We start from the raw sequence: 11,885 nt of genomic DNA, 5'->3' as shown, positions 1-11,885 counted from the left end.
GTCTTCGTCGGCGCACTCGCCGGCTCGGTCGCTGCGATCCTGGTGGGCAACGGTATTGCTGCTCTTCGGTTTCCGAAGGTGACCGACCCGGCGGTCGGGTCGATCGTCACCGTTGCGCCCAGTATCGAGACTCCGCAGGTGCTGATCGTTCAGGCACTGATGGCTTCGCTGGTGATCATGCTTCTGGCGGCGATGAATCCCAACGACAATCTGCAACACACCGATCCCGATCCGGACGACCTCGATGTCGAGTTCTTCCCGCCGCCACCGTCGTTCGACTCGAATCGAGCCGACTGACAGCAGCCGTTCACGCCTGGGGCGGTCGCAATGCGGCGAACTCGTCGGTGACTCGAATGCTGTTGTCGGCAAAGCGGAACAGTGCAGGCGGTCTGCCACCGGCCTTGCCCGACGGCGCGCGCCGTCCGGTGGGTTCGATCACACCGCGCCGGCTCAGCACCCGCTGCAGGTTGGTGGCATCGACCTGATATCCGAGTGCGGCACCGTAGATCGCGCGCAGCGACGAGATCGCGAAATCGACCGGAGCCAGTGCGAATCCGATGTTGGTGTAAGACAGTTTGGCGACCAGTCGATGTCTCGCGTGCGCGACGACGGTTCCGTGATCGAACGACATGTCGGGCAGTGCCGCAACCGGGTGCCATGCGGTGTCCGAGGGGAGTGTCGGCTCGGCCGAGATCGGTACCAGGCCCAGGAAGGTCGACGCGATCCGCCGATCTCCCGGTACGCGTTCGGGTTCGCTGAAGACCGACAGCTGCTCGAGGTGCGCCACCGAGCGCACGTCGACCTTCTCGGCGAGCTGACGGCGCGCGGAGGCGGCGAGGTTCTCGTCGTCGCGCAGCGTGCCACCGGGCAGCGACCAGGTGCCGGCCTCGGGGTCGAGGGCGCGCTGCCACAGCAGCACCGCCAGTTCCGGGGCGTCGGGGTCGGAAAAGGCTCGAACTTGGAACACCGCAATGAGTACTTCGTGGACGGTGCTACGATAGGTCACGTTTTCGATCATAGGTCGAAAACTCCCTCGGAGGAAATTCGGTCACCGACGACCGGATGATCGGTGAAGGAGAACCGTCATGACCAGCAGCGCTACCCGGGTGAACATCCTGGACTCGGCATTCGCCGGAGTTCGCGACATCGTCGACGGAGCAGGTGGTTACGGGGGAGTGGAGGCAACTCCCGAGTGGGCGGCAGAGGTTCGACGGCTCGCCGATCTGCGCGGCGCGACGCTGCTCGCGCACAACTACCAGCTGCCTGCGATTCAGGACGTTGCCGACCATGTCGGCGACTCGCTCGCGCTCTCGCGGATGGCCGCCGAGGTCTCCGAGGACACGATCGTGTTCTGCGGAGTTCATTTCATGGCCGAGACGGCAAAGATCCTGAGCCCACAGAAAACGATCCTCATCCCGGACCAGCGCGCCGGCTGCTCACTGGCCGATTCCATCACCGCAGACCAGCTCCGCGAATGGAAGGCCGATTTTCCCGACGCCGTCGTCGTCTCGTACGTCAACACCACCGCCGAGATCAAAGCACTGACCGACATCTGCTGCACTTCGTCGAACGCCGTCGAGGTCGTCGAGTCGATCGATCCGGGCCGCGACATCCTGTTCCTGCCCGATCAGTTCCTCGGCGCGCACGTCAAGCGCGTGACCGGGCGCGAGAACCTCCACATCTGGGCCGGAGAATGCCATGTGCACGCCGGTATCAACGGCGACGAGTTGGCCGAGAAGTCTCGCACCCACCCCGATGCCGAGCTGTACGTGCACCCCGAATGCGGCTGCGCCACATCGGCTCTGTACCTCGCAGGCGAGGGGTTCGTACCCGCCGACAAGGTCAAGATCCTCTCCACCGGCGGCATGCTCGACGCTGCCCGCACCACCGCGTCCAAGCAGGTTCTGGTCGCCACCGAGAACGGCATGCTGCATCAGCTGCGGATGGCTGCACCCGACGTCGACTTCCTCGCCGTCAACGACCGCGCATCGTGCGGCTACATGAAGATGATCACCCCTGCTGCTCTGCTGCGCTGCCTCGTCGAGGGCCGCGACGAGGTGCACGTCGACCTCGAGACCGCGAACATCGCGAGCAAGTCGGTGCAGCGGATGATCGAGATCGGCACCCCTGGCGGCGGCGAGTGAATCCATCGGTCGCGTGGGAAACCGCGGCCGATCTCGTCGTGGTCGGCGGTGGAATTGCCGGACTCACCGCGGCTCGCACGGCGGCAGCTCGCGGCATGCGGGTGCTGACCGTCAGCAAGGGGCGTTCCACCGACACCGCGACGCAGTACGCCCAGGGTGGGATCGCGGTCGTCGGCCCCGAACTCGAGGATTCTGTCGAATCGCATGTGGCCGACACCTGCGTCGCCGGTGCCGGCCTGTGCGACGAGGACGCGGTGCGTTCCATCGTCTCCGGCGGGCGGGCGGCGATCACCTCGCTCGAAGCTGCGGGCGCTCAGTTCGACCTAGCGGCCGACGGCACCGTTGCGCGGACCCGCGAGGGTGGCCACAGCGTTCGTCGCATCGTTCATGCCGGGGGAGACGCCACCGGAGCGGAGGTGCAGCGCACGTTGGACGCGTCCGTGCCCACTGTGCATTTCGACACGACCGCGCTGCGGGTACTGACCACCCACGGCGAGGTGGTCGGTCTGCTCGTGCGCGGGCCTCGCGGTGTCGGCGTCGTCCATTGCCCGACGGTGCTGCTCGCGACCGGCGGACTGGGACAACTCTTCTCGTGCAGCACCAACCCGCCGGGCGCGACGGCCGACGGCATCGCACTCGCGCTCGACGCCGGTGCTCGGATCGCGGATCTGGAATTCGTGCAGTTCCATCCGACGGTGCTGTTCGCCGCCGGGTCCACAGGCCGTCGCCCGTTGATCAGCGAGGCGGTGCGAGGAGAGGGAGCCCGCCTGGTCGATGTCACCGGCCGTGCCTTCATGGCGGGAGTGCACCCGCTCGGCGACCTCGCGCCACGCGACGTGGTGTCCCGCGCCATCGCCGAGCTGCTGCACGAGCGTGGTGACGACCACGTTCTGCTGGATGCCCGCGCGGTGGAACGCGTCCACGAACGGTTCCCGACCGTGACCGCCTCATGCCTACAGGCCGGCATCGATCCGGCGAAAGACCTGATTCCGGTGGCACCTGCAGCGCATTACTCGTGCGGGGGCGTGGCGACGGATACATCCGGGCGCACCTCGGTTCCCGGCTTGCTCGCCGCAGGTGAAGTGGCGCGCACCGGCTTGCACGGTGCCAACAGGTTGGCGTCGAACAGTCTGCTCGAGGGTCTCGTCGTCGGTGAGCGTGCGGCCTACGTGGCCGTCGAACGAGTCGGCAGACACGGCAGCATTTCCGATGTCGCAATGCCCACGTATTCCCGTATCGACCGCGCGGTACTGCAGCGAACCATGACCGCCGAGGTCGGAGTGGTGCGAGATGCAGCGGGTCTTGTTGCAGCGCAGGGTGTTCTGGCGCACGGCGTGGTATCGGAACCGCCGGTGGATGCGCGCGCCGTCGAGGACGCAGCGTTGACCGCTGCGGCGGAGGTGATCGTGCTGGCCGCGAACCACCGCCGCGAAAGCAGAGGGTGCCACACCCGACGGGATTTCCCCGAGAGTGCACCGGCGCAACGTCGAAGCCTGCACATCGAACGAGATCCCGATGGACGGTTGGCGATCGTGAACGACGAAGTGATGACGGGAGCACGCTGACATGACCGATACTGCGAACGAGGTGAACCCGGGCGTCGATCGCGCCGAGGTACTCGCACTGATCCGGACCGCGCTCGACGAGGACCTGCGGTTCGGACCCGACATCACCACGCTGGCGACGGTATCCGAGGATGCTGTCACCACGGCGTCGGTGGTTCCGCGCCAGTTCGGCACGATCGCCGGGATCGACGTCGGCCTCCTGGTTCTCGACGAGGTGATCGGAGCCGACGGATACTCCGTCGTGCATCGCATCGAGGACGGATCCGAGGTCGAACCGAGACAGGCCGTTCTGACGGTCGAGGCGCCGACGCGGGGTCTGCTCACTGCCGAACGCACGATGCTCAACATCGTCTGCCATCTCTCTGGAATCGCCACTGCGACGGCCGGCTGGGTCGCCGAGGTCGCAGACACCGAGTGCAAGATCCGGGACAGTCGAAAGACGTTGCCGGGGTTGCGTTCGCTGCAGAAGTACGCGGTACGCGCAGGTGGTGGCGTCAATCACCGGATGGGTCTGGGCGATGCCGCGCTGATCAAGGACAATCACGTGGCAGCGGCAGGTTCGGTCGTCGCCGCTCTGAACGCGGTGCGGGCTGCGGCTCCCGACATCGCGTGCGAGGTCGAGGTCGACAGCCTCGAGCAACTCGACCAGGTGCTGGCGGAGAACGTCGAACTCGTTCTGCTGGACAACTTCGCGCTGTGGCAGACGCAGATGGCCGTGCAGCGCCGAGACAAGTTCGCGCCGCAGACGAAGCTGGAATCCTCGGGTGGCCTGACCGTCGACGTGGCACGTGACTATGCGCGCACGGGGGTCGACTTTCTTGCTGTCGGCGGTCTGACACACTCGGTGACAGTGCTCGATCTCGGCCTGGACATGTAGTCGAGCCTCGCAATGTGAGGAATTCGTTCGAAGATGGAAGTTCAGAGTGTCCGCCTCGACAGTTGGATCTGGGCGGTCCGGTTGTTCAAGACGCGGTCTGCCGCCGCTGCTGCCTGCCGCGGCGGCCACGTCCGTGTCAACGGAACTCCTGCCAAACCCGGGCATCGCATCGGCCCCGACGACGAGATCAGGCTCCGGTCCGACGGAGTGGAGAAGATCGTCGTCGTGGTGCGGGCCATCGGCAAACGCGTCGGCGCAGCGGTCGTTCCCGAGTGCTTGATCGATCGCAGTCCGCCGCCGCCCCCGAAAGAAGTTCTGGCTTCCGTACCGAGACGGGATCGAGGGGCGGGTAGGCCCACCAAGCGCGATCGTCGTGAGATCGACCGACTTCGGGGCCTGGGTATCTAGTGCACCCGGCTTCTTTCAGTTACCTTCGGTAACGACACGTAGTTCGTACGCGCAAGGAGGTGTGGAATGGATTCTGTCCTGTGGACTCCACGTTTCGCCGCCGTATATTTCCTGGCAGCAGCGTTGCTGCTCATTCTGTTCGTGGCGATCGACGCTTCCCTCGTCATCGCCGCACCGCTTCTGTTGACGTTGGTGGGACTCGGGGTGGCTGTTCTGATTCACAATCGGAAGCGCCACCCGGTTCGCTGAGGCACGTCGGCGCGGGTGCAGGCAGGGCTGTGCCCTGAGACTGGTGTGGGTGGTCAGGCGGGTTGTCGTGGTTCCTCGTCGCCGGTGTCGTCATGCTGGTCGGGCGGGTACAGCACCTCTTCGGGGTGGTGTGCGTGATTGATCAGCCCACGCCTACGTGGGTCCATCCCGGCCGGTGGATGCCACAGGGTGCGGCCCGGATAGCGATGTGCTGCTCCGGTTTTCGTGGTTGCCCACTTTCCGGGTCCGGTGCCGACGAGTGCGTGGTGCATGTCGCAGCCGAAGGTCAATCCGTCGATGTCGGTGTTGCCGCCGTCGATCCAGTCGGTGAGGTGGTGGGCTTGGCACCAGGTTGCGGGGCGGGTGCAGGAGGGGAAGCTGCAGCCACGGTCTCGGGCGATGAGCACGATGCGTTGGTCCGCGGAGGCGATGCGTTTGGAGCGGCCGAGGTACAACGCTCTGCCGTGGTCGTCGAAGATCGTCAGGTAGTGGTGTGCGTGGGAAGCCATGCGGATCGCGTCGCGGATCGACACTCGTGATCCGGTGGCGGTCTTCGCGTATCCGCAGCCGGCTTCCAGATCTTTCAGGCTCTTGGTGACGATCGCGGTGACGGGCAGGCCTCGGTGGGTGCCGAGGGTCCCGGAGGCGAGGGTGTGCCGGAGCGCCAGCTTCAGGGCGTCGTGACGACGTTCGTTCTGGGTGCGGATGTCACGCTGGGCTGCGGCCTCGCGCGTTGACGCCGCCGCCTCGGCCCGTGCCTCACTGCTCTCGGTATCGCCGTGCCCGGCAGCGGTACGCCTGGCAGCAGGGCCGTCGGAGGAGGTGCCGTCAGAGCCTGTACCGCAACCGCATTCGATGCCGCCTCCGCACTCGTCGTGACCGCAAGGGCCGTCACCGCAATGGCCGTCACAGCCACATGGACCGTCGTCCCAGAGTCCCGCATCACTTCGCCACCGGTCTTTACGCTCAGGTAGCGGTGGTGTCTCGGAATTGGAGTCCCCCGATCCTGCATCACTCGCCCCTGCTTCGCGGGGCGTGGTGCCGGGCTGCGGTCGTGCGTCAGCATCCTCGCCCGAGGTCTGGTCGTCCTCGTCGCTTCCGTTCTCGTCGTCGACGATCGGTTTGCCGTCGGCGGGGTTGTACATGCCCGGTTTTGCGGCTTTGGAGAACAGAGCCTCGAGGTAGGCCCTCAGTTCGGGGTCGACGCAGAATTTCCCTTCCGACATCCCGTCGACCCCTTGCTCGCCGAGGTAGAAGAACGCATCCCTCCGCTTCCGCGGCTTCGGCGGGTTTCCGTCGTCATCGTCATCATCGTTGTCGCCGTCCGGGTTCACCATCGCGTCCAGGCACGCCACCACCGGCGCGAAATCGTCCGGCCGCAATTTCACTGCCTGTTCCACCAACTGTTGTTCGGCGAGGTCGCGGGTCTGCGGATCGACACTCGAGGGCAGATGGCGGAAGAATTCGCGGATCATCTGCACATGCTTGGCATCGAGCAACCCCGCCCGCAGTGCTTGCGCTGTCCGCGGCAGCAACGGGGCCAGTACTTCTCCGGAGAACGCAGTCCGGCCACCCAGTTCCGCGGCCAGACGGACTCGTGCTCCTGCTGCTCGAGGGGTGATCCGCAGCATCCACGCCACCGAGGACGGGACCGAGCCCGGATACACGTCGAGGCCGTGCTGCGCGATCAGCTCGTTGAGCGAGGTGTACGAGTACGCGGTCAGCGACCGTGTCAGCATCTCCATGCGTTGGATCACCGCACGCCGATCCGGGTTCGACCACGCGACCGACGCCTGCCCGGCCAGACCGGCGACCGCTGATTCCACCGCTGAAATCAGTTCCGACAACTCGGGATCGGACACGTCAAGGGTAGGCGGCACCGTATCGATGCCGTCCACCCCTGATCCGCCGTCCCCCGAAAGCATGATCGAAATCTACCGCGACCCACCGACAAACTTTCGAACACAGGTTCGTCCAAGATTCGGGCCGGCGCGAGGGTGCAGATTCAGCGACGCTTCCCGCTGCGTCGGGCGTTCGTTTTCGTCTTGGCAACGGGGCGAGCAGGTTTGGAGGGGTGCGCTTTCTTCTTCTTGACCGGTGCCTCGTCCGATACACCGCGTGAGCTGCGGGTCGAGCGGCCGCGGACGATGCCGATGAATTCCTCGATGCGGTCGTCCTCGCGTTCGGCGACCCAGGCCAGTGCGATCTGCGACTGCTCGACGTCGGTCACGGGGCGGTAGACGAGGTCCTTACGGGCGTTGAAACGCGCCACCGAGTGCGGCACGATCGCCACCCCCAGCCCGGCAGCCACGTACTCGAACGTCTCCGCGGCGGAGTTCATCGGCGGAAGTTCCGGGCGATTGCCGGTCGTGAGTTCGGTTGCCACAGCTGCCCATTCGGGCACGGTCGCGGGGTCTGCGAGCAAGTGCTCGTCGGCGAGATCGGTCGCGGTGACCGAATCGAATGCGGCGACGGCGTGGTCCTTGGGTACCACCACGACCTGTACTTCTTGGTAGAGACCGATCGCGTTGAGGCCCTCGCGATCGATCGGCGGACGAACGAAGCTCACATCGACCGTGCCGTCGCGCAACGCCGCCACCTGTGTCTCGGGTGTGGTCGCGACCACGGAGAGCGTGACATCAGGGAACCGATCAGCCCAGATGCGCGTCCATTTCGTCAGCGTCACTCCCTCGGCATACCCGATGGTGAACGTCGTCGGCTCGGCAGCAGCAACCTGCGCGAGTTCCGAGAGTCGATCGTCCTCGGCGATCTCCACCAGCGCCCGCTCGAGCAGATCGCGGCCGTCGGCAGTGAGCTCGGTGGGGGATGCCCCCGGCACGAACAGATCGACGCCGAGCTGTTCCTCGAGTTCCACCACCGTCTTGCTCAAGCGGATTCGCGAGATTCCCAGTGACTGAGCAGCGCGCGCGAAATGCAGTTGCTGCGCCACCGCCGCGTACCAGCGCAGTGTCTGCACATCGATGTTCACGGTGTCGAGCCTATGGGACGACGCGGGCGGCGAGCGACCGTGGCGTCGAGAGTGCCGATGGCCGGATAAGCTGTTCCGGTGAGCCCGGAGAACAAGCAGCAGACCATGAAGCCATTGACCGCGGCGAACAAGCTCGGCATCTACCTACCCGCAGCACCCGAAGAGTTTCAGAACTCGATGGTCAGCAGGTCCGAACTGGACGCACTGCGCAGCGATCCGCCGCAGTGGTTGACCGACCTGCAGACCAACGGACCTTTCCCCCGCGACGTCATCGCGAAGAAGCTCGGCGTGTCCATCGCGGGGCTGGCCCGCGGCGGTGTCACCGAAGCGCTCACCAACGAGGCGATCGAAGAACTCGTCGCCAGCCCGCCGCAGTGGCTCGTCCGGGAGCGTCGCACCCAGATTCAGGTGCGCAAGGATGCCGAACGCATCAAGGAGAAGCAGGAAGCGCGTCGTACGTCGGGCAACCGACCGACCAAGCTGCGCAACCTCTAGCTCAAGACCATCCCGTCGAGGTAGAGCCACCGACCGTCCACTCGGACGAAGCGGCTCACCTCACTCATAGAGCCCGCCCCGTCCGGATGCTTGTATCGAGCTCGGAACTCGACGGTTCCCGCGTCGTCGAACAATCCACCGGCGTCGGTTGCCAGAATGTCCAGGCGATACCACCGCTGATCGGGGTCCAATTCCAGCTCGGCCGGAGCGGTGTCGGAATGCCACGATCTACGGAGGTAGTCCACGTCTGCGACGGCGAACGCGGTGAATCGCGAACGCATCAGTGTCTCCGCCGTCGGTGCGTTCGCTACTCCGAGCAGATACGGCTCGCAGCATGCGTCGAACGTGTCACCGCTCGAACACGGACACCGCCGACTCACTTGTCGACTACCTCGACCGTATAGGTGCCCAGTTCGTGTTCGTCCCGCTTGCCGATGTCCTGGATCCACGTGTTGGCCTCGAGAAGTGTGTCGAACAGTCCCATCCGGATCGGGTCGCCGCCGAGTGCGTTCTTCATGATCACGCGATATTTCCTCACGGAGTCACGCGCCGGACGGTCGCGAGAAACGTCGCAGCGGCGAAGAACATCCCGGCGAACGTGCGATTCATCGTTTTCTGCTGGCGCTGCGACTTCATCAGCCGCAGAACCCGAGATGCCAGGGAGGTGTATCCGGTCATCACCAGCATGTCGACTGCCACCATCGTGGCCGCGATCGCGAGGTACTGGGCGAGTAGGGGTCGAGCCGGGTCGAGGAACTGGGGGAGCACTGCGACCATGAAGACGACCGCCTTCGGGTTGCTCGCGTTGACGAGGAATCCGCGGGCGAGCATCGTCGTTCCGCGGTCGGCCACCGCTGGAGCGTCGGCGACATCGGTGGGGGCCGCACGCCATTGCCGAACGCCCAGATAGACCAGGTAGGCGACGCCGAACCACTTGATGGCGGTGAAGGCCAGCGCGGAGTTCGCCAGAACGGCTCCGAGCCCGACGGCGACGATGCCGATCTGCAGGAGCAACCCGATCTGCAACCCGAAGATGTTCCAATATCCGCGGCGTAGGCCGTAGCGAAGCCCGGTGGACATCGACGCGATGGCACCGGCACCGGGGGAGAGACTGATGACGATGCTCGCGCCGAGGAATGCGAGCCACACTGACCAGGACATGCGTTCATTGAACTACGCCCGTCAACTCCGATTCCGCCCGGCCGCGGGTGTCGAACGCAGCGCGACGGGGTAGACCTCCCGAATGGCAGACATCAGAACCATCGACACAGGACCCCAGCAAGTTTCCAAGCAGACCGAGGTTCGAGCGCCGGCGGCCGAATTGTTCGCGATCGTGGCCGATCCGCGCCGCCACGGCGAACTCGACGGGTCCGGAACCGTCAAGGACACCGTCAAAGGCCCCGATCGTCTCAGGAGCGGTGCCACATTCTCGGTCGGCATGAAGCAGTACGGCGTGCCGTACAAGATCACCAGCACCGTCACCGAGTTCGTCGACGCAGACAAGCACAAGGTCGTCGAGTGGCAGCATCCACTGGGGCACAGCTGGCGCTGGGAGTTCGAGGAGAAGCAGCCCGGCCTGACGACGGTCACCGAGAGCTTCAAGTACGCAACAGCGAAGTCCCCGAAGATGCTGGAACTGTTCAAGATGCCGCAGAAGAACGCGCAGGGCATCAAGAGCACGCTGCACAACCTGGCCGCCCGCTACGCCTGACCTGCATCTAGTCTGACCGGCATGCCGATCGATCCCGACACCAAGAACTGGACCTGGGTACTCGAACGAGCGTGCCCGGATTGCGGGTTCGACTCGAGTGCCGTCGTATACGACGACATCCCGGACCTGATTCGCGCCGACGTCGAGCGTTGGGAAGCGGTTCTGCGGCGCAATAACGTTGAACTGCGACCCGACGACTCGACGTGGTCCGCCCTCGAGTACGCCGCGCACGTACGTGACGCGCACCGGATCTTCCGTACCCGGCTGGCGCTGGTGCTGACCGAGGACGATCCCGAGTTCGCGAACTGGGACCAGGACGCCACTGCGCTGGCGGACGACTACAACTCCCAGGATCCCGCGACAGTGGAGTCGGAACTCGGTGACGCCGCTCGCGCTCTTGCCGACGATTTCGCCGCTGTTCCGCCCGAGAATCGGCATCGGACCGGTCGGCGCAGCGACGGATCCAACTTCTCGGTCGAATCACTGGCCGCTTACTACATTCACGACCCCATCCATCATCTGTGGGACGTGCGGGGCTGAGCGGAATTCGGTGGAACTATCCTGGGTGTTCGAACCACACTGTTTCGACCGAACCCCGGCACCGAACCGACTTCACGAAGGGGCCCACTATGCCTGCCCGCATCGAGCTCGCCCGCGTCGATCTACGCGGACGAACTCCATCCACCGCCGAACTACGCGGCGCACTTCCTCGAGGCGGAGTGGATGTCGATTCGGTGCTGCATCAGGTTCGCCCCGTCGTCGATGCCGTCCGCGAACGCGGCACCGAGGCTGCGCTCGAGTTCAGTGAGAAGTTCGACGGCGTCCGGCCGGATCGCATTCGCGTCCCGCAGGAAGAACTGGTCAAGGCCCTCGCCGAGCTCGATTCCGATGTTCGCGCTGCTCTCGAGGTCGCGATCGAACGAACCCGTCTGGTGCACTCGGATCAGCGTCGAACCGACCACACCACCCAGGTGGTACCCGGCGGCACGGTGACCGAACGCTGGATCCCCGTCGATCGCGTCGGCCTGTACGTGCCCGGCGGCAACGCCGTGTATCCGTCGTCGGTCGTGATGAACGTGGTGCCCGCGCAGATCGCAGGCGTCGGCTCTCTGGTGGTGGCATCGCCGCCGCAGAAGAACTTCGGCGGCCTGCCGCACCCGACGATCCTGGCTGCGGCGCAGCTGCTCGGCGTCGACGAGGTCTGGGCCGTCGGCGGTGGACAGGGTGTTGCGCTGCTCACCTACGGCGGCGTCGACACCGACGGCGGCGAGTTGGCACCGGTCGATCTGATCACCGGTCCGGGCAACATCTACGTCACGGCCGCCAAGCGACTGTGTCGCTCGCTCATCGGAATCGACTCCGAGGCAGGACCAACCGAGATCGCGATTCTCGCCGACGCCACCGCGGACCCGATTCACGTGGCAGCGGACCTCATCAGCCAGGCCGA

15 protein-coding genes and 1 pseudogene are annotated in these 11,885 nt (G+C 65.4%); 10 read left to right on the top strand and 6 right to left on the bottom strand.

Annotation, left to right across the window (positions count from 1 at the left end; genetic code table 11):
- Positions 1-297: pseudogene (locus A2J02_RS28380) on the top strand (DUF2567 domain-containing protein); the annotation flags it as partial.
- Positions 298-307: 10 nt separating this feature from the next.
- Here the strand turns inward: A2J02_RS28380 and A2J02_RS20070 are convergent.
- On the bottom strand, positions 308-1,018 hold the full coding sequence (locus A2J02_RS20070) for an NUDIX domain-containing protein (protein ID WP_197478081.1): 711 nt from the start codon (positions 1,016-1,018) through the stop codon (positions 308-310).
- A 67-nt stretch (positions 1,019-1,085) separates the two neighbouring features.
- On the opposite strand from A2J02_RS20070, the gene nadA reads away from it, so the two are divergent.
- The 5 genes from nadA to A2J02_RS20045 all read left to right on the top strand — a co-directional run bounded on the left by nadA (position 1,086) and on the right by A2J02_RS20045 (position 5,243).
- Positions 1,086-2,144 (top strand): quinolinate synthase NadA, encoded by a 1,059-nt coding sequence (nadA, locus tag A2J02_RS20065; RefSeq protein WP_068052678.1) that lies wholly within the window; start codon positions 1,086-1,088, stop codon positions 2,142-2,144.
- Positions 2,141-3,709: an L-aspartate oxidase gene (locus A2J02_RS20060; protein ID WP_068052675.1), complete on the top strand. Its 1,569-nt coding sequence runs from the start codon at positions 2,141-2,143 to the stop codon at positions 3,707-3,709. The genes nadA and A2J02_RS20060 overlap by 4 nt, the downstream gene beginning before the upstream one ends.
- A 1-nt stretch (position 3,710) precedes the next feature.
- Entirely contained in the window at positions 3,711-4,586 is an 876-nt protein-coding gene (nadC, locus tag A2J02_RS20055; protein WP_068052672.1) for a carboxylating nicotinate-nucleotide diphosphorylase, read from the top strand.
- Positions 4,587-4,619: 33 nt separating this feature from the next.
- Positions 4,620-4,994 (top strand): RNA-binding S4 domain-containing protein, encoded by a 375-nt coding sequence (locus A2J02_RS20050; RefSeq protein WP_068052669.1) that lies wholly within the window; start codon positions 4,620-4,622, stop codon positions 4,992-4,994.
- 66 nt (positions 4,995-5,060) lie between these two features.
- Positions 5,061-5,243, top strand: a complete 183-nt coding sequence (locus tag A2J02_RS20045; RefSeq protein WP_068052666.1) for a hypothetical protein — start codon at positions 5,061-5,063, stop codon at positions 5,241-5,243.
- Between the two features lie 53 nt (positions 5,244-5,296).
- Here A2J02_RS20045 and A2J02_RS20040 read toward each other — a convergent pair whose 3' ends face one another.
- Positions 5,297-7,168 (bottom strand): HNH endonuclease signature motif containing protein, encoded by a 1,872-nt coding sequence (locus A2J02_RS20040; RefSeq protein WP_082899535.1) that lies wholly within the window; start codon positions 7,166-7,168, stop codon positions 5,297-5,299.
- Positions 7,169-7,248: 80 nt separating this feature from the next.
- The gene (locus A2J02_RS20035; RefSeq protein WP_068052660.1) at positions 7,249-8,232 is read right to left on the bottom strand and encodes a LysR family transcriptional regulator; all 984 of its coding nucleotides are present in this window, start codon (positions 8,230-8,232) and stop codon (positions 7,249-7,251) included.
- A 78-nt stretch (positions 8,233-8,310) separates the two neighbouring features.
- Here A2J02_RS20035 and A2J02_RS20030 point away from each other — a divergent pair, with 78 nt between their 5' ends.
- Positions 8,311-8,727, top strand: coding sequence for a DUF5997 family protein (locus A2J02_RS20030; RefSeq protein ID WP_068052654.1), 417 nt, complete (start codon positions 8,311-8,313; stop codon positions 8,725-8,727).
- On the opposite strand, the gene A2J02_RS20025 is transcribed toward A2J02_RS20030, so the two are convergent.
- Genes A2J02_RS20025 through rhtB form a run of 3 tightly spaced genes read right to left on the bottom strand, consistent with a single transcriptional unit; the run spans position 8,724 to position 9,888 of the window.
- Positions 8,724-9,107 carry a YchJ family protein gene (locus tag A2J02_RS20025; RefSeq protein ID WP_068052650.1) on the bottom strand — a complete coding sequence of 128 codons (384 nt, stop codon included), beginning with the start codon at positions 9,105-9,107 and terminating at the stop codon, positions 8,724-8,726. The two genes, A2J02_RS20030 and A2J02_RS20025, sit on opposite strands and share 4 nt — an antisense overlap.
- Entirely contained in the window at positions 9,104-9,250 is a 147-nt protein-coding gene (locus tag A2J02_RS27855; RefSeq protein WP_156516311.1) for a hypothetical protein, read from the bottom strand. Before A2J02_RS27855 ends, A2J02_RS20025 begins: the two co-directional genes overlap by 4 nt.
- A gap of 11 nt (positions 9,251-9,261) precedes the next feature.
- Positions 9,262-9,888 (bottom strand): homoserine/homoserine lactone efflux protein, encoded by a 627-nt coding sequence (gene rhtB / locus A2J02_RS20020; RefSeq protein WP_068052647.1) that lies wholly within the window; start codon positions 9,886-9,888, stop codon positions 9,262-9,264.
- An 82-nt stretch (positions 9,889-9,970) separates the two neighbouring features.
- Between rhtB and A2J02_RS20015 the strand changes: the two genes are divergently transcribed.
- From A2J02_RS20015 to hisD, 3 genes are all read left to right on the top strand, one after another.
- Entirely contained in the window at positions 9,971-10,438 is a 468-nt protein-coding gene (locus A2J02_RS20015; RefSeq protein WP_068052645.1) for an SRPBCC family protein, read from the top strand.
- Positions 10,439-10,459: 21 nt separating this feature from the next.
- Positions 10,460-10,978, top strand: a complete 519-nt coding sequence (locus A2J02_RS20010) for a DinB family protein (RefSeq protein ID WP_068052643.1) — start codon at positions 10,460-10,462, stop codon at positions 10,976-10,978.
- Between the two features lie 89 nt (positions 10,979-11,067).
- The coding region (gene hisD / locus A2J02_RS20005) for a histidinol dehydrogenase (protein WP_068052640.1) at positions 11,068-11,885 on the top strand (818 nt) is incomplete at its 3' end.

The organism is Rhodococcus sp. EPR-147 (assembly GCF_001647185.1).
In the GTDB taxonomy this organism is placed as follows: Bacteria; Actinomycetota; Actinomycetes; order Mycobacteriales; family Mycobacteriaceae; genus Rhodococcoides.
The sequence above is the reverse complement of the archived record's forward strand: the minus strand, read 5'-3'. Positions and strand labels throughout refer to the sequence as shown.

Coding starts and splice junctions, on each gene's coding strand:
- A2J02_RS20045 (WP_068052666.1), top strand. CDS start 5,061: ATGGATTCTGTCCTGTGGACTCCACGTTTCGCCGCCGTATATTTCCTG.
- A2J02_RS20050 (WP_068052669.1), top strand. CDS start 4,620: ATGGAAGTTCAGAGTGTCCGCCTCGACAGTTGGATCTGGGCGGTCCGG.
- A2J02_RS20040 (WP_082899535.1), bottom strand. CDS start 7,168: ATGCTTTCGGGGGACGGCGGATCAGGGGTGGACGGCATCGATACGGTG.
- rhtB (WP_068052647.1), bottom strand. CDS start 9,888: ATGTCCTGGTCAGTGTGGCTCGCATTCCTCGGCGCGAGCATCGTCATC.
- nadC (WP_068052672.1), top strand. CDS start 3,711: ATGACCGATACTGCGAACGAGGTGAACCCGGGCGTCGATCGCGCCGAG.
- A2J02_RS20010 (WP_068052643.1), top strand. CDS start 10,460: ATGCCGATCGATCCCGACACCAAGAACTGGACCTGGGTACTCGAACGA.
- A2J02_RS20070 (WP_197478081.1), bottom strand. CDS start 1,018: ATGATCGAAAACGTGACCTATCGTAGCACCGTCCACGAAGTACTCATT.
- nadA (WP_068052678.1), top strand. CDS start 1,086: ATGACCAGCAGCGCTACCCGGGTGAACATCCTGGACTCGGCATTCGCC.
- A2J02_RS20015 (WP_068052645.1), top strand. CDS start 9,971: ATGGCAGACATCAGAACCATCGACACAGGACCCCAGCAAGTTTCCAAG.